We start from the raw sequence: 16,240 nt of genomic DNA on the forward strand, positions 1-16,240 counted from the left end.
GCCTTGCCGCGCTATCGCCTCGACATCGAGTATGATGGCACGCGCTATGCCGGCTGGCAGCGGCAGGCCGGACCGCCTTCGGTTCAGGCGGCGCTCGAGCAGGCGATCCTGAAATTCAGCGGCGAGACCGTCACGCTACGGGCGGCCGGGCGCACCGATTCCGGGGTCCACGCGACCGGGCAGGTGGCGCATATCGATCTCGAAAAAGCCTGGTCCAACGACAAGGTTCGCGACGCCGTCAACGCGCATCTGCGGCTCGCTACCGAAGCCGTGTCGGTGACGGCGGCACGTCGGGTATCCGACGCGTTCGACGCGCGCTTTTCGGCGACCGCCCGGCATTATCTCTACCGGATCCTCAACCGCCGCGCCCATCCGTCACTTGAGAAGGACCGCACCTGGTGGGTGCCAGCCCCGCTCGACGCCGCAGCGATGCACGAGGCGGCAAGACACCTGCTCGGCCGGCACGACTTCACCACCTTCCGCTCATCCCAATGCCAGGCGAACAGCCCGGTGAGGACGCTCGACCGGCTGGACGTCACCCGCACCGGCGACCTGATCGAGGTCCGCACCTCTGCGCGCTCCTTCCTGCACAATCAGGTCCGCTCGATGGTTGGCACGCTGAAGCGCGTCGGCGAGGGCGGCTGGAGCGCGGCGGACGTGAAGGCTGCCTTGGAGGCAAAGGACCGCGCCGCCTGCGCTGGCATCGCGCCGCCCGAAGGGCTCTACCTGACAAAGGTGGACTACGGAGACGTGGACTACAGTCCCGACGCCTGATCGAGAGGCGCCAGCCCGAACGCGCTCTGCAGGATGAAGAGCGTCAGCAGCGATACGATGAACATGCCGGCGAAGACTGCCGACGCGACGCCCGCGCCCTTGCCCAGCGCCGCATTGGTCATGCGCCATGTCAGCACCATGGCGGCGACGAAGAACACCAGCGAAAGCATGTCCTCGAGTGGCCTGACCTCAGGCAGAACAAGCCCGATCAGCGCCGGCGGCAGTATGATCCAAGCGATCAGCGCGGACGCCCAGTTGCTGGCGACCACGAGATGGACGAAGCGGTCGGCGATGCCTGCGGGCTTCGCCACCGCGGCAAGCACCAGCAGCGGGACCACCCAGGCTGCGAGGTCGATTGTCGCCAACCGCAGCACGATGGACAACCGCCCGTCGAAACCGTCACCCAGCGCGCTGAGGTCGTTGGCGAAGCCGACCCAACCGACCACCAGCGCCGGCAGAGCTATGAGCATCGCATAGAACGAGTTCCAGAAGCCGTCGGCGCTGATGTCTAGCAATTTGAGGCCATCGGCCTTGCCCAGCATCATTTGCCAGGCGCCGGTCAGGTATTGCTGGATTTGTTCGCCGGATGGCATGCGCTACCCGAACCAGTCCTCGAGGAAACGGCTGTAGATGTCAGCCAATGTCTCGAGGTCGACAAGAGACACGCGCTCGTCGACCATGTGCATGGTCTTGCCGACGAGGCCGAACTCGACAACCGGGCAATAGTCCTTGATGAAACGCGCATCCGACGTTCCGCCCGAGGTTGAGAGCGCCGGCGTCTGGCCCGTCACGGCGTGGACCGAGGCCGATAGCGCCGAGATCAGCTTCTCGTCGTGTGTCAGGAACACATGGCTCGGCCTGTCGCGCCAGACGAGGTCGAAGGCGACCGGCTCCTTCCGTCCGGGGCGATACTTGCTCCGGCTACTTGCCCGGTCGAGGCGGTTGTGGATTTCCGCCTGCAGCGTCTCGGCGGTCCATGTGTCGTTGAAACGGATGTTGAAGGCGAGCGTCGCCTTCGCCGGAATGACGTTCGTCGACGGGTTGCCGACATCGATGGACGTGATCTCCAGATTCGTAGGCTGGAAGTCCTTGGTGCCGGCGTCGAGCACCGGGCTGAGCAGCGCATCGGCTAGCGTCAGCAACCCGCGCACGGGACTGTCGGCGAGGTGCGGATAGGCCGCGTGGCCCTGCACGCCGTTGACGGTCAGCAGTCCCGAGATCGATCCCCGCCGACCGATCTTGATCATGTCGCCGAGCCGCTCGGGATTGGTCGGCTCGCCGACGACGGCCGCATCCCAGCGCTCACCCTTGGACGCCGCCCATTCCAGCAGCTTGGATGTCCCGTTGATCGACGGGCCTTCCTCGTCCCCGGTGATCAGCAGAGACACCGACCCCTTGAGGCTGCCCTTCTTCTCCACATGGCGGGCCACTGCGGCGACGAAGCAGGCGATGCCGCCTTTCATATCGACCGCGCCGCGGCCGTACATCTCGCCATTATGGATCGCGGCCGAAAAGGGCGGGTGCGTCCAGGACGTCTCGTCGCCCGGGGGCACCACGTCGGTATGGCCCGCGAACATCAGGTGCGGCCCGTTGCCTGAGAGCCGCGCATAGAGGTTCTCGATGTCCGGCGTGCCATCTTCCGAGAAGACCGGCCGTTCCACCGAAAAGCCGAGTGGCTTCAGCATGGTTTCCAGCGCCGACAGCGCGCCGCCCTCGGCGGGCGTCACCGACTGGCAGCGGATCAAGGCGGCGAGGTTCTCTGCCGGATCGGTCGATAGGCTCATGCGCGCGGGATAATCCAAAGAGCGAAAAATGTCACTTGGCGGAAATGCGCCATGCCCCGATCAGCCGCCGGCGGGTGCGTTCGGACGTTGCCCGTACTGGTTCGGTCCGGGATTGCCCGGGATGAGGCAGAGCGCGATGAAGGCGACAATGGAGATGACCGGGATAAACAGCGCCGCCGCGATGATGCCGGGCTTGCCGATGTCATGCAGCCGCTTCACGGACAGTGCGATGTTGGCCCAGACCGCCACGACCATGACGATCCAGAATGCTGCGGCCCAGCCTTGGCCGGCCGAGCTTTCTTCCGGCACGAGCGTGAACCGATAGAGCAGGAAGGCCTGGATCACCGCCAGTAGAAGTCCCGCAAGGAAATAGGCCGCGCGGCTGACGCGGCCCGAAAAGCGGAAGAAAAGCCAGATAAGCTTGTCTTTTTCAGGCAAGGGGGTCCGGTCCGAATCTGTTGGCGCCCCGGTTGCCTTCGAGGATGCCGAGTTCGATGAGCATCCAGAGGCCGCCGATGATGGGAACCAGCCCGATCAGGCTCCACCAGCCCGACTTGTCGCGGTCGTGCCAGCGCTTGGCGTAGAGCGCCAGCGCGAAGTAGATCGAGCCGATGGCGACGATCGCGCCGAGGATGCCGAAGCCGCTGTCGCTGATCTGCAGGCCGAGGATTGCGTCGAGGATCGAGGCGACGATGCTGATGGCGATCAACACGCCGATGCCCGCCCAGAACTTGGCCCTGTTGATACGGCCTTCGAAGCTTGTGAAGAGATATTTCCAGTCCATTCAACCCCTCCATCCGGATATCGCGCCCAGAGACCGGCGCGCGCCGGAAAGTGCGTCGGTTTCAGGCAAAGATCAATCTCTCAGCAGCTCGTTGATCGAGGTCTTGGAACGTGTCTGCGCATCGACCTTCTTGACGATGACGGCGCAGTAGAGGCTGGGACCGGGCTCGCCATTGCCCATCGGCTTGCCGGGCAGCGCGCCGGCGACGACCACGGAAAAGGGCGGCACTTCGCCATAGGTGATCGCCCCGGTGGCGCGGTCGACGATCTTGGTCGACTTGCCGATGAAGACGCCCATGCCGAGCACCGCGCCCTCGCGCACGATGCAGCCTTCCACCACTTCGGAGCGCGCGCCGATGAAGCAGTCGTCCTCGATGATGGTTGGGCTAGCCTGCATGGGTTCCAGCACGCCGCCGATACCGACGCCGCCCGACAGATGCACGTTCTTGCCGATCTGGGCGCAGGAGCCGACCGTCGCCCAAGTGTCGACCATGGTGTTCTCGCCGACATGGGCGCCCAGATTGACGAAGGACGGCATCAGGACCGCGCCCGGCGCGATATAGGCCGAGCGGCGCACGACCGCCGACGGGACCGAGCGGAAACCGGCCTTCTCGTGGTCGGCGGCGGTCCAGCCGTCGAACTTGGAGGGGACCTTGTCCCACCACGTGGCGTTGCCCGGCCCACCCTTAACGATGTCCATCGGGTTGAGCCGGAAGGACAGCAGCACCGCCTTCTTCAGCCACTGGTTGACGGTCCAGACACCGTCCGCCTGCCGCTCGGCGACGCGCACCTCGCCCTTGTCGAGAAGGCCGAGCGCCGTCTCGACGGCGTCGCGAACCTCGCCTTTCGTGGCGGTCGAAATCGTGTCCCTGGCGTCGAACGCCTTTTCGATTGTGCTTTCGAGCCCGGACAGATTGGCCTTCGCCATGAAATTCCCCTATTACAACGTGCCGTTAAGCCTGTGGCCGATAAGCTCGGACAAGGTCGCGCGGGAACCTATGTCAACCCTCCGGGAGGGTCAATCGCGCATGCGGCATGGCACGGCGTGGAATGGCCGGACATCCGGTGTAGAGCAAGGGGTTTGGGAAATTGAGCATGAATCCGACCCAGAAGGCGGGATGGACCCCGCTGCCGCATGCGGATGAGGATCTGGAGCGCGCCAAGAGTGTGCCGGAGACGCCGCAGACGGTAGCTCCGACCTACCGCCTGGCCTGGAACGACGAGGACTTCATGACCCGCCGTGAGCTGCGCCCGGTCCGGTTGCAGCTCGAACTGATGAAGCCCGAGCTTGTCCTGTCCGAACGCGGCATCCGCTCGACGGTTATCCTGTTCGGCGGCGCGCGCATTCCCGAGCCGGGCGGAGCCGCATGGGCGGCCAAGAACGAGACGCAGAAGAAGAACCTCGAGGCCAACAGCCGCTATTACGAGGAAGCGCGGGCCTTCGCGCGCATATGCTCGCAGCACTCCGCCGCGTCATACTATCGCGAATTCGTCGTCGTGACCGGCGGCGGCCCCGGCGTCATGGAGGCTGGCAATCGCGGCGCGGCCGATGTCGGCGCGCCGTCGATCGGGCTGAACATTGTCCTGCCGCACGAGCAGGCGCCCAACCCCTACGTCTCGCCGGAGCTCTGCTTCAACTTCCACTATTTCGCCATTCGGAAGATGCATTTCATCATGCGCGCCAAGGCCATTGCCGTCTTCCCGGGCGGCTTCGGCACGATGGACGAACTGTTCGAGACCCTGACGCTGATCCAGACCGGCCGCATGGAACGGGTGCCGATCATCCTGTTCGGCGAGGAGTTCTGGCGGCGTTCGATCGACCTCGACTATCTCGCCGAGCAGGGCACCATCTCTCCCGGCGACCATGACATCATCGACTTCGCCGACACGGCCGACGACGCCTGGAAGGTCATCCAGAAGTTCTACAGTCTCTGAGAAAGCTGCGTTCCGGGGGAACGCTTCGCCGGCCGGAGCAGTTTCTCCCGCCCGTGGAGAACGACGATGGCCCGCAAACCCGAGACGCCGAGCAAGCCCGACACCGAGAAAGCGGCAGGCAAGTCACCGAGTCCGAGCGAGACGCAGGAACTGCGCGAGCGCATCGAGCGGCTCGAGGAGCGGCTGGATGAAAGCATCCTCGGCGACGACGGGCTGGCCGAACTCGATCACGGCATCGACAAGACCCAGTCCGCCGATCCCTTGCGCAAGGCTGTCCAGCGCTCCAACGTCAAGCGCGGCAGCCGCAAGGCCTGAGCCTATTCGGCGGTCTTGTCTGCTCCATCGAGCGGCTGCGGCCGGTGCACCAGCGTCACCAGCACGAAAGAGATGATCATCAGCAGGTACCATGCGCCCAGCTTGTGGATCGACACAGGCGTCCATTCGTCACCCTGCCCGGGATAGAGCCAGGCGCGCGACCACGTTCCTATGTTCTCGGCAAACCAGATGAACAGCGCCACCAGCAGGAAGCCGACCAGAAGCGGCATGCGGTGGCGGAAGCGGAAGACGCGGTAGTGCACGGTCGTGCGCAGGAACAGCACGAACGTCGCCGCGAACAGCACATAGCGGACATCCACCACGAAATGATGGGCGAAGAAATTGATGTAGATTGCCGCCGCCAGCAGAATGGTCGCCCATAGCGGTGGGTAGCGCGTGTAGCGCATGTCGAAGATGCGCGTGATGCGCGCGATGTAGGAACCGACGGCCGCATACATGAAGCCCGAGAAGAGCGGTACGCCGCCGATCCGGAAGAAGGCTTCTTCCGGATAGATCCACGAGCCGGCGGAGGTCTTGAAGATTTCCATCACCGTGCCGACGACATGGAAGATCAGGATGACCTTGGCTTCCGAAAGCGTCTCCAGCCGGAAGGCCAGCATCGCAAGCTGGATGGCGAGCGCGGCCAGGAACAGGAAGTCGTAGCGCGCCAGCCCAAGAGGCTCGGGCGACAGATACTTGGTGGCGATGATGAGGAACAGCATCGCGCCGCCGAACAGGCAGGCCCAGGCCTGCTTCAGGCCGAAGACGAGGAATTCGACCAGCGCGCCTGAGATGCCATGCGCCGGCAGCCGGTCCAGCACCTGACGCGCGGCATGGTCGATGCGCGCTTCGAGGGAGGTGAAGCGCTTCAAGTTTTCTCGACGATCGCGGCGAGGAAGGAGCCGAGGTCGTCGGTAACGAAATCCACATCGTCCTCGTAGTTCTCGTCTTTTTCCCAGATTTCGGAGAAAGTCGGCTCGAAATTGCGCGGCACCACCAGAACGGTCGTCATACCGAGCGACTTCGGCACCGAAAGGTTGCGCGCCAGGTCCTCGAACATCACCGCCTTGGGTCCGGTCACTGCGTGCAGCGCGGCGAAGCGTTCATAGGTCTGCCGTGCCGGCTTCGGCGTCAGCCCGGCTGCGACGATGTCGAAGATGTCGTCGAAATGGTCGAGGATGCCGAGTTGGCGCGCGGCGCGCTCGGCGTGGCTGCGGTTTCCGTTGGTGAAGATGAACTTGCGGCCGGGTAGCTGGTGGATCGCAGTTCCCAGCGTCGGATCGGGCACCAGCCAGGTGTAGTCGATGTCGTGCACTTTCTGCAGGAAGTCGTCCGAATCGATGCCGTGCCGCTGGATAAGCCCGGCCAGCGTCGTGCCGTATTCGCGATACAGCTCCTTCTGAAGCTTGCGCGCCTCATCGCGGGGCAGTGACAGCAGCTCGGACACATAGGCCGTCATCCGCGCATCGATCTGAGAGAACAGGTTCGAGTGATGCGGATAGAGCGTGTTGTCGAGGTCGAACACCCAGTCGGTGACATGAGAGAAGCGGGCGGTGTCGGGCAGCTGTGTCATGCGGGTTCTATGTCACAAATCCGTGTGAGCAACCACAGGCCGATCACGGCGGATTTATGTGCCCAACTGTCGCGAAAGGGTCCATCGCATAAAATTTTAAGAGAGCAGGAAAGCACGCATTCACGGCCGCCTGTCATTGACGCTCCTGGGACGCGGGAGCAGTGCATGAATCGAATTTTTCTGAAGTCCATGGCCGTTGCCTTCTCGTCGCTGGCGGCCTCTGTCCTTCTCGCCTTGATCATCGTTCCGGCAATCGGCGGCTCAATCGACGGCAACGCCTGGCTGATGCTGACCATATGCCCGCTCGCCATCGCCTGGCCTGCCAGCGCCTTCACCTTCTGGCAGGGTGAGAAGTTGAAGCGCGCCCATGGCGACCTCGCCCGCGCCCACGCGGAACTCGCCGACGCTCATGCCAAGCTGGAGGAGAAGTCGCGGCGCGATCCCATGACGGGCATGCTCAACCGTGAAACCTTTTTCGCTGCCCTCGATCGCTCGCGTCGCAAGAGCGATCGCGGCGCGCTGCTCATCATAGATGCCGACCACTTCAAGAAGATCAACGACAGTTTCGGCCATCTCACCGGCGACAAGGCGCTGCTGGAGATCGCCGCCGCGATCAGCCGCGCGGTCCGCTCCGGCGACATCCTTGGCCGCATCGGTGGCGAGGAGTTCGCCGCCTTCCTGATGGGGGCGAGCGATCAGGAGGCGATCCGCGTCGCCGAGCGCGTCCGTCACGAGGTCGAGCTCATCCGGTTTCAGCCGATGGACGAACGGGTCGTGCCACTCACCGTGTCGATCGGCGGAACGATCTGCAGGAGCGAAGCGAATGTCTCGGAACTCATGCGCGCCGCCGACAAGCACCTCTACGAGGCGAAGAACCGCGGCCGCAACCTCGCCATTTTCGATGTTCACGCTGCGGCCTGACGCATGTCTCCCGAAAGTGGTCACCGGTTTGGGATGAGGACATGCGCAGAAACCGTCAGTACGCATAAACCGGCTGCAGCCCCTCAAAACCCTTAAAGGCGGCCTCCGCGACCAATCTCGGCGGCAGGCAGAGATGTTCGAGCGCGGCCGCCGAAGCAACGCGCGGCTGGTCGAGTTCGGACGCGGCCGCGAGAAGGCGCGCGGCGTAGTTGACCGGCTGGCCGATCGCCGTGAAATCCAGCCGGTTGGCGCCACCGATATTGCCGTACAGAAAACGACCAGCGTGTATGGCAGAGCGGAAACCGACCATCTTACCGACCTCGGCCTCGGCGAGCGCCTTCTCGCCTTCCATCACCGTCTCGCTGGCCGCCTTCACCGCGCCGGCAAGCGAGATGTCCTTGCCATAGGGAAAGATCGCAAAGAAGCCGTCGCCAAGGAATTTCAGAATCTCGCCGCCATGCGCTTCCACCGGCGGCACCATAACGTCATAGGCGGCGTTGAGCAGCGTCACCAGTTCAGCGCCTGAACGCGTGCTGGAAAGCCCCGCGAAGCCGATCAGGTCGGTAAACAGGATCGCTGCGTCGATCTCCTCGCCGTCGCCGCGGTGGATGCGGCCCTGAAGGATCTGCTCTCCACTGTTGCGCCCGACATAAGCCGAGATGATCGAGGCCGCGTTCAGCCTGAGCAGATAGGCCTCCACCAGCCGCGCGAACGGCCTGCGGATGCGCTCGAAGACGGCGATAGCATCGTCGCTCCAGCCATCCGGATGTTTGGTCGACCAGGTTACGGCATGCGTCTCGCCGGTCGTGAAGATCAGCGGCTGCGCCACATAGTCGGTGAAACCTTCTGCCACCAGCTCCCTGAGGATAAGGTAATCCGACAGCATGTTGGGATTGGTCAGCCGGCGGCGGATCGTGACCTGCTTCGACGTGACCACGGGCAGCGGATTCTTGACGTATTCGTCGCGGGAATAGAGGTCGATGCCTCCCTCTGACATCGCGACCCCGCCCTCCGGCGTCCACAGCAGGCGCCGCCCGGCGATATTGGGGTGCAGGGTTCCGACAAACAGCGCGAAGCGGCCGATCGGCAGTCCCGCGCCCACGAGGCGGCGGCCGATCACGTCCAGCGTCCGGGTCATGCCACCCGGCCGCGCACCGTCGATCATCCAGTCGACCAGTTCCTCGATCGCGACCGTGTCGATCATCCGCCGTCCCGAATTGCGCCGTCGACCGAAGCCTAGCATGCCGTCGCGTTTCCGGAAGCGTTATGCAGCTTTATCTCGAACCTGATAGTCCTTGATCGCCGCGAAGCGGATATCCTTCCAGCGGTCGGCCTCGTAGTTCAGGCCGAACTCGTGGGGGGCGAGGAACACCGGGTCGCCGTCGAGGTCGCGTGCGATGTCGCCGCGATGGCTCTCGATGAAGCGCTCCACGTCGAGCTTGTTGTCGCCGGAAATCCAGCGGCAGACCGAGAAGCGCGCCACCTCGAAGTCGACCGGCAGGCCGTATTCGACGTTCAGCCGCTCCTTCAGCACGTCGAGCTGCAGCGCGCCGACGACGCCGACGATGGCCGGCGAGCCGTCTTCCGGCTGGAACAGCTGCACAACCCCTTCCTCGGCCATCTGCTGCAGCGCTTCCTTCAGCTTCTTGGCCTTCATGGCGTCGCCGAGGCGCACGCGCCGCAGGATTTCCGGTGCGAAGTTGGGCACGCCCCGGAACAATATGTCTTCGCCTTCGGTCAGGGTATCGCCGATGCGCAGCGTTCCGTGGTTCGGAATGCCGACCACGTCGCCGGCATAGGCCTCGTCGGCGGTGATGCGGCTGCGCGCGAAGAAGAACTGCGGCGCACTCAGCGACATCGGCTTGCCGGTACGCACCAGCTTGGCTTTCATGCCGCGCTCCAGCGTGCCCGAGCACACGCGCACGAAGGCGATGCGGTCGCGATGGTTCGGGTCCATGTTGGCCTGGATCTTGAACACGAAGCTGGTCATCTTCGGTTCGGTGGCATGCACCACGCGCGTGTCGGCTTCCTGGTCGCGCGGCGGCGGGGCGTAATCACCCAGCCCTTCGATCAGATCGCGCACGCCGAAATTGCGCAGCGCCGAGCCGAAATAGACCGGCGTCAGGTGGCCCTCGCGAAACGCTTTCATGTCGAAGGGACGGCAGGCCTCGCGCGCCAGTTCGAGTTCCTCGATCAGCGTCGCCCGCTCGTTTTCCGGCAGCAGGCCGGCGACATTTTCGGAATCCGCGCCATTGACCTTGGTGCGCTCGGCCTCGGCATCGCCGCGCCGCACAGCGTTCTGCGCAAGGTGGTAGGTGCCGGCAAACGTCTTGCCCTGTCCGATTGGCCAGGTGATCGGCGCGGTATCGAGCGCCAGCTTCTGCTCGATCTCGTCGAGGATCTCGAACGTGTTGCGGGCCTCGCGGTCCATCTTGTTGACGAAGGTGACGATCGGGATGTCGCGCAGGCGGCAAACCTCGAACAGCTTCAGCGTTCGCGGCTCGATGCCCTTGGCCGCGTCGATGACCATGACTGCCGAGTCCACCGCCGACAGCGTGCGATAGGTATCGTCGGCAAAATCCTCGTGGCCTGGCGTGTCGAGCAGGTTGAAGACGTTATCGCCATATTCGAAGGTCATCACGGAGGTGACGACCGAGATGCCGCGCTCCCGCTCGATCTTCATCCAGTCGGAGCGCGTGTTCATGCGGTCCTTCTTGGCCTTAACCTCGCCGGCGAGCTGGATCGCGCCGCCGAACAGCAGCAGCTTCTCGGTCAGCGTCGTCTTGCCGGCGTCAGGATGCGCGATGATCGCAAAGGTGCGGCGGCGGGCAACCGCCCGGCTGAGGTCTTCGGCCATATCGGGATTCCATTGGATGGCCGGCTATATAGCCATGCGCGACGGCCCTGTCGAGAAAGGGCAGCGCCTCTTTCCAGGCGGCCCTACCGCCGCGCCTTGTCCGCCGCCGACCGTATCGCCTCGATATTGGCGCGGTAGCTCGCTTCCGTACCGCCTTTGAAGATCGCGCTGCCGGCGACCAGCACGTCGGCCCCGGCCGCCACCACCAGCGGCGCGGTGTCGGGCGCGACGCCGCCGTCGATCTCGATCCGGATCGGCCGGTCGCCGATCAGCGCCTTGACGCGCCGCACCTTGTCGACCACCGCGCTGATAAAACTCTGCCCGCCAAAGCCCGGATTGACCGTCATCACGAGGATCAGGCTCAGCCGGTCGAGCACATATTCGATCGCGCTTTCGGGCGTCGCCGGGTTGATCGCCACGCCCGCCGTCTTGCCGAGTTCGCGGATGGCGTGCAGCGAGCGGTCGAGATGCGGCCCGGCCTCGGCATGCACCGTGATGTTGTCGCAACCCGCGTCGGCGAAGGCCGCGAGATAGGCGTCCGTCGGCGCGATCATCAGATGCGCGTCGAAAAGCTTCTTCGTCCGCCCCCGGATCGCCTTGATGATCGGCGGCCCGAAAGTGATGTTGGGCACGAAATGGCCGTCCATCACGTCGAGATGGATCCAGTCGGCGCCGGCGCGGTCGATCGCCTCGACCTCCTCGCCCAGCCGCGAGAAATCCGCCGAAAGCACCGACGGCGCAATGATCGTTTTGCTCATGCCTTCCCATGTCGCCGTCCTGCCGCCGCGTCAAGGCCTGCGCCCGGCTTTCCAGCGCGCGCTTGTGGAACAAAAGCCCGCCTGCTAAAGCGCCGGCCATGTCCACGCCCATCAAGAACATCCGCAACTTCTCCATCGTTGCCCATATCGACCACGGCAAGTCCACGCTGGCCGACCGGCTCATCCAGCTCACCGGCGGGCTGGACGAGCGCGAGATGGCGGGCAAGGAGCAGGTTCTCGACAATATGGAGATCGAGAAGGAGCGCGGCATCACCATCAAGGCGCAGACCGTGCGCCTGACCTACAAGGCCCATGACGGCGAGACCTACATCCTCAATCTCATCGACACCCCCGGCCATGTCGACTTCGCCTACGAGGTGTCGCGCAGCCTCGCCGCCTGCGAGGGCTCGCTGCTCGTCGTCGACGCGTCGCAGGGCGTCGAGGCGCAGACGCTCGCCAACGTCTACCAGGCCATCGACAACAACCACGAGATCGTCGTCGTCCTCAACAAGGTCGACCTCCCCGCCGCCGAGCCCGAGCGCATCCGCGAGCAGGTCGAGGAGGTCATCGGCATCGACGCGTCGCAGGCCGTCATGATCTCGGCCAAGACCGGCCTCGGCGTCCCCGACGTGCTCGAGGCGATCGTCAAGCAGCTGCCGCCGCCGAAAAGCGAGGGCGGCGAGAAGGCGCCGCTCAAGGCCATGCTGGTCGATAGTTGGTACGACGCCTATCTCGGCGTCATCGTGCTGGTGCGCGTCATCGACGGCGTGCTGAAAAAGGGCCAGACGGTGCGCATGATGGGCACCGGCGCGAAATACCCGGTCGAGCGCACCGGCTTCTTCACGCCCAAGATGATCCAGGCCGACGAGATCGGCCCCGGCGAGTTCGGCTTCATCACCGCCTCGATCAAGGAAGTGGCCGACACCCGCGTCGGCGACACCATCACCGAGGACCGTCGCCCGACGGCTTCCGCGCTGCCCGGCTTCAAGCCCGCGCAGCCGGTCGTCTTCTGCGGACTCTTCCCGGTCGATGCGGCCGACTTCGAGGACCTGCGCGCCGCGATGGGCAAGCTTCGCCTCAACGACGCCAGCTTCTCCTACGAGATGGAGACGTCGGCCGCGCTGGGCTTCGGCTTCCGCTGCGGCTTCCTCGGCCTGCTGCATCTTGAGATCATCCAGGAGCGGCTGGAGCGCGAGTTCGACCTCGACCTCATCGCCACCGCGCCCTCGGTCGTCTACCGGCTGAACCTGCGCGACGGCACGCAGCGCGAGCTGCACAACCCGGCCGACATGCCCGACGTGATGCAGATACTGTCGATCGAGGAGCCGTGGATCCGCGCCACCATCCTCACGCCTGACGACTATCTCGGCTCGATCCTGAAACTCTGCCAAGACAGGCGCGGCATCCAGGCCGACCTCTCCTATGTCGGCAAGCGCGCCATGCTGGTCTACGACCTGCCGCTGAACGAGGTCGTGTTCGACTTCTACGACCGGCTGAAGTCGATCTCCAAGGGTTATGCCAGCTTCGACTACCACCTCACCGACTACCGCGAGGGCGACCTGGTCAAGATGTCGATCCTCGTCAACGAGGAGCCGGTCGACGCGCTCTCCATGCTGGTCCACCGCACGGCCGCCGAAAAGCGCGGCCGCGTCATGTGCGAGAAGCTCAAGGAGCTGATCCCGCACCATCTGTTCAAGATCCCGATCCAGGCTGCCATCGGCGGCAAGGTCATCGCCCGCGAGACCATCTCGGCGCTCCGCAAGGACGTGACCGCCAAATGTTACGGCGGCGACGTCTCCCGCAAGCGCAAGCTGCTCGATAAGCAGAAAGAGGGCAAGAAGCGCATGCGCCAGTTCGGCAAGGTCGACATCCCGCAGGAGGCGTTCATCCAGGCGCTGAAGATGGGCGACTAACCCCTGATCCTCCCCCGTTCACGGGGGAGGGGGGCCATGCGAAGCATGGTGGAGGGGGTATCTGATCCTCCCCCGTTCACGGGGGAGGGGGACCATGCGCAGCATGGTGGAGGGGGCATCTGATCCTCCCCTGCGAAGCGGGGGAGGGGGACCGCCGAAGGCGGTGGAGGGGGCAGGCATGCGAAGGAGGAGCGGGCACAGCTCAACCTCCCGCCGCCTCTGCAATCATGACCAGCATTCCCTCCAGCGCCCGCTCATCCAGAATGTCGGTCGCCGCGATGCGCATCACACGAATGCCGCGCTCCGCCAGCCACCGGTCCCGTCGCAAATCGTGCAGCATCTGCTCGGGCAGGTCGTGATGCGCCCCGTCAACCTCCACCGCCAGCCTTCCTTCCGCATGAAAGAAGTCGAGAACATAGGGGCCGACCGGATGCTGCCGTCGGAAGCGCAGCCCGTTCAGACGCCGGCCGCGAAGGCAGTCCCATAGGATCACCTCCGGCAGGCTCAATTCCCGGCGGAGCCGTTTCGCGCGCTGGAATGTCCGTCGTTCCGCCCTCATCGACCGCCTGGCGCCCCCTCCACCATGCCCCCTCCACCATGCTTCGCATGGTCCCCCTCCCCCGTAAACGGGGGAGGATCACGCAAGCTTCGACAAGCAGAAAGAGAACAAGAAGCGCATGCGCCAGTTCGGCAAGGGTGAGGAGCGGTCTGCCGAAGGCAGATCGATCGACAACGATTTGTCGATTGAAGCGACGAACGCCCGGAGCCATGGCGAAGGGCCGATCCCGCAGGAAGCGTTCATCCAGGCGCTGAAGATGGGAGATTAGGGGGGCGCTTGACGTGTCACGGTCTATCGCTGCCAACGAACAACTTGACCCGGCCTAAGACCAAGGACATCCTTTCTTCAGTGTGAACTCGGGGCTGAATGAAATGAAAATTGAATCGCACGATTCAAACATAGAATCCCTCCTGACTTCCAACTTCTTTTTCATCCCAACCTTTCAACGACCGTACTCGTGGGACGACGAGAATTTGGATGACTTCTGGAAAGACGTCGCTCAATCCGATGAAGATGACTACTTCATCGGATCGATGGTTCTTTATAAGAGTGGACGTCAGCAATTTGGCGTTGTCGATAGCCAGCAACGGCTAACAACCATAACCATCCTTCTTTGTGTGATTCGGGATTTCTTCCTGACGCTAGGTAGCGATGACCTCGCGAGAGGCCTACATCAGCTTATCGAGCGAACCGACAGAGACAATCGTCGTACTTTCGTTCTCCGCACCGAAACGTCGTATCCATACTTTCAGGACGAGATTCAAAACTTTAACAACCCAGAACTTACCCACGAACCACAGCAGGAGGAGATAAGGATTAAGGCCGCATATGATCTGTTCAACGGCCGGATACTCGAAATAATGGGATCAATAGACGGGGATCCTCAAATTGCATCAAAAGACAAAATCGATAATAAGTTAAAAAGACTCAGAAATCTTAGGGACTCTGTTCTCTTTCTGAAAATAATACTTGTAGAACTTGATAACGAGGATGATGCATATCTTATATTTGAAACTTTAAATACACGTGGAAAGGACCTTTCTCTTTCTGATTTACTTAAGAACCTATTTACTAAGCTGGTAAAAGGAAAAGGCGACGTCGATGTCGTCAAAGAATTGTGGACCCGCTTGATGTCCGAGTTGTACAATTCCTCCGCCGAAATTGACCCCGATGTATTCTTCACTCATTCTTGGGCATCAAGATTCGATGCTACGACGCAACAAAAGGCTTTTAAGAAAATAAAGGCAGAAATCAATAAAACGAACGCAAAAGCTCATCTTGATGACCTAGTGGAGGATAGTATCTACTATCGTGCGATATTTGAGCCTAGTTATCTATGGGATAAAAGTGAAAAAAGTATCGCCAAATCTCTTTCAGCGTTGCAGATGTTCAAGGTCACACAACAAACTCCGGCAGTTCTTTCTTTGGTAAGAGCATACAAGAGAAAACTTATAAAGAACTCCAAAGTTCGTGATAGCGTTCATAATATCGAAAATTTCCACTTCGTATTTACCGCAGTGACATCGTCTCGCTCCTCTGGAGGCATTTCAGCGATGTATTCATCATTTGGACGAAAGTTGTTTGAATCAGAAGACTCCAATGAGGCCGGTATCCAGATACGAAATTTGACAGATCGGCTACGCGAAAAGAGGCCATCCGAAAGCGAGTTTGTCGCGTCGTTTAAAGAGCTTTCTTACACGACGGCCAACTCGAAACAGGGGGCTCTTGTGCGCTATATTTTGGAAAAGATTTCTCGTCACACTGGTCTCACATTTTCAGATGATTTTGCTGACCTCACGATTGAGCACATTTTTCCTCAATCGCAGATAGGGGAAATCTGGACTGATAGGGTTGTCGGCCAATTGGGGAATCTTATCTTTCTAACTTCGGCGCAGAACGAGCAGCTCAAGGCCACAGCATTTGATCGTAAGGTTGAATACTATAAACAATGGGACCAAACCGTTCCGCTTTTCGTACGCGAGCAGGCTGTCTGGACGCCAGAGATAGTTGCGCTGCGAACGCAGGAAATGGCGGAACTTGCTTATCGAACGGTGTGGAACATCTAGTA

At 62.3% G+C, this 16,240-nt stretch carries 18 protein-coding genes; 7 read left to right on the forward strand and 11 right to left on the reverse strand.

Annotated elements, in window-relative coordinates; translation table 11 throughout:
- Positions 1–3 precede the first annotated feature (3 nt).
- On the forward strand, positions 4–774 hold the full coding sequence (gene truA, locus ABMA32_RS03170; protein WP_349012272.1) for a tRNA pseudouridine(38-40) synthase TruA: 771 nt from the start codon (positions 4–6) through the stop codon (positions 772–774).
- On the opposite strand, the gene ABMA32_RS03175 is transcribed toward truA, so the two are convergent.
- From ABMA32_RS03175 to dapD, 5 genes are all read right to left on the reverse strand, one after another.
- On the reverse strand, positions 756–1,367 hold the full coding sequence (locus tag ABMA32_RS03175) for a transporter (protein ID WP_349012273.1): 612 nt from the start codon (positions 1,365–1,367) through the stop codon (positions 756–758). The two genes, truA and ABMA32_RS03175, sit on opposite strands and share 19 nt — an antisense overlap.
- 3 nt (positions 1,368–1,370) lie before the next feature.
- The gene (dapE, locus tag ABMA32_RS03180) at positions 1,371–2,558 is read right to left on the reverse strand and encodes a succinyl-diaminopimelate desuccinylase (protein ID WP_349012274.1); all 1,188 of its coding nucleotides are present in this window, start codon (positions 2,556–2,558) and stop codon (positions 1,371–1,373) included.
- A gap of 60 nt (positions 2,559–2,618) precedes the next feature.
- Positions 2,619–2,996: a DUF805 domain-containing protein gene (locus tag ABMA32_RS03185; RefSeq protein ID WP_349012275.1), complete on the reverse strand. Its 378-nt coding sequence runs from the start codon at positions 2,994–2,996 to the stop codon at positions 2,619–2,621.
- On the reverse strand, positions 2,989–3,342 hold the full coding sequence (locus ABMA32_RS03190) for a DUF805 domain-containing protein (protein ID WP_349012276.1): 354 nt from the start codon (positions 3,340–3,342) through the stop codon (positions 2,989–2,991). The genes ABMA32_RS03185 and ABMA32_RS03190 overlap by 8 nt, the downstream gene beginning before the upstream one ends.
- A 72-nt stretch (positions 3,343–3,414) precedes the next feature.
- Complete coding sequence (gene dapD / locus ABMA32_RS03195) at positions 3,415–4,269, reverse strand: 2,3,4,5-tetrahydropyridine-2,6-dicarboxylate N-succinyltransferase (protein WP_349012277.1); 855 nt, start codon at positions 4,267–4,269, stop codon at positions 3,415–3,417.
- Between the two features lie 167 nt (positions 4,270–4,436).
- Between dapD and ABMA32_RS03200 the strand changes: the two genes are divergently transcribed.
- Together ABMA32_RS03200 and ABMA32_RS03205 are read left to right on the forward strand one after the other, a co-directional pair.
- Positions 4,437–5,276, forward strand: coding sequence for an LOG family protein (locus tag ABMA32_RS03200; RefSeq protein WP_349012278.1), 840 nt, complete (start codon positions 4,437–4,439; stop codon positions 5,274–5,276).
- Between the two features lie 66 nt (positions 5,277–5,342).
- Entirely contained in the window at positions 5,343–5,591 is a 249-nt protein-coding gene (locus tag ABMA32_RS03205; RefSeq protein WP_349012279.1) for a hypothetical protein, read from the forward strand.
- A 2-nt stretch (positions 5,592–5,593) separates the two neighbouring features.
- On the opposite strand, the gene ABMA32_RS03210 is transcribed toward ABMA32_RS03205, so the two are convergent.
- Entirely contained in the window at positions 5,594–6,463 is an 870-nt protein-coding gene (locus ABMA32_RS03210) for a DUF817 domain-containing protein (protein ID WP_349012280.1), read from the reverse strand.
- Complete coding sequence (locus ABMA32_RS03215) at positions 6,460–7,164, reverse strand: pyrimidine 5'-nucleotidase (RefSeq protein ID WP_349012281.1); 705 nt, start codon at positions 7,162–7,164, stop codon at positions 6,460–6,462. Before ABMA32_RS03215 ends, ABMA32_RS03210 begins: the two co-directional genes overlap by 4 nt.
- A gap of 165 nt (positions 7,165–7,329) precedes the next feature.
- Here ABMA32_RS03215 and ABMA32_RS03220 point away from each other — a divergent pair, with 165 nt between their 5' ends.
- Positions 7,330–8,085 carry a GGDEF domain-containing protein gene (locus ABMA32_RS03220; protein WP_349012282.1) on the forward strand — a complete coding sequence of 252 codons (756 nt, stop codon included), beginning with the start codon at positions 7,330–7,332 and terminating at the stop codon, positions 8,083–8,085.
- A 55-nt stretch (positions 8,086–8,140) separates the two neighbouring features.
- Here the strand turns inward: ABMA32_RS03220 and ABMA32_RS03225 are convergent, their stop codons facing one another.
- The 3 genes from ABMA32_RS03225 to rpe form a co-directional block, all read right to left on the reverse strand.
- Entirely contained in the window at positions 8,141–9,289 is a 1,149-nt protein-coding gene (locus ABMA32_RS03225; RefSeq protein WP_349012283.1) for an adenylate/guanylate cyclase domain-containing protein, read from the reverse strand.
- Between the two features lie 60 nt (positions 9,290–9,349).
- A complete protein-coding gene (locus tag ABMA32_RS03230) occupies positions 9,350–10,942 on the reverse strand; it encodes a peptide chain release factor 3 (protein ID WP_349012284.1) in 1,593 nt (530 codons plus the stop codon).
- Between the two features lie 83 nt (positions 10,943–11,025).
- Complete coding sequence (gene rpe / locus ABMA32_RS03235; RefSeq protein ID WP_349012285.1) at positions 11,026–11,700, reverse strand: ribulose-phosphate 3-epimerase; 675 nt, start codon at positions 11,698–11,700, stop codon at positions 11,026–11,028.
- Between the two features lie 98 nt (positions 11,701–11,798).
- On the opposite strand from rpe, the gene lepA reads away from it, so the two are divergent.
- Positions 11,799–13,613 carry a translation elongation factor 4 gene (gene lepA, locus ABMA32_RS03240; protein ID WP_349012286.1) on the forward strand — a complete coding sequence of 605 codons (1,815 nt, stop codon included), beginning with the start codon at positions 11,799–11,801 and terminating at the stop codon, positions 13,611–13,613.
- Between the two features lie 202 nt (positions 13,614–13,815).
- Here the strand turns inward: lepA and ABMA32_RS03245 are convergent, their stop codons facing one another.
- Positions 13,816–14,172, reverse strand: coding sequence for an endonuclease domain-containing protein (locus tag ABMA32_RS03245; protein ID WP_349012287.1), 357 nt, complete (start codon positions 14,170–14,172; stop codon positions 13,816–13,818).
- A gap of 118 nt (positions 14,173–14,290) precedes the next feature.
- On the opposite strand from ABMA32_RS03245, the gene ABMA32_RS03250 reads away from it, so the two are divergent.
- Entirely contained in the window at positions 14,291–14,440 is a 150-nt protein-coding gene (locus ABMA32_RS03250) for a hypothetical protein (protein ID WP_349012288.1), read from the forward strand.
- Positions 14,441–14,543: 103 nt separating this feature from the next.
- Complete coding sequence (locus tag ABMA32_RS03255) at positions 14,544–16,238, forward strand: DUF262 domain-containing protein (RefSeq protein ID WP_349012289.1); 1,695 nt, start codon at positions 14,544–14,546, stop codon at positions 16,236–16,238.
- Positions 16,239–16,240: the final 2 nt, after the last annotated feature.

This window comes from Mesorhizobium quangtriensis, assembly GCF_040081925.1.
GTDB classification, from domain to species: Bacteria; Pseudomonadota; Alphaproteobacteria; order Rhizobiales; family Rhizobiaceae; genus Mesorhizobium_K; species Mesorhizobium_K quangtriensis.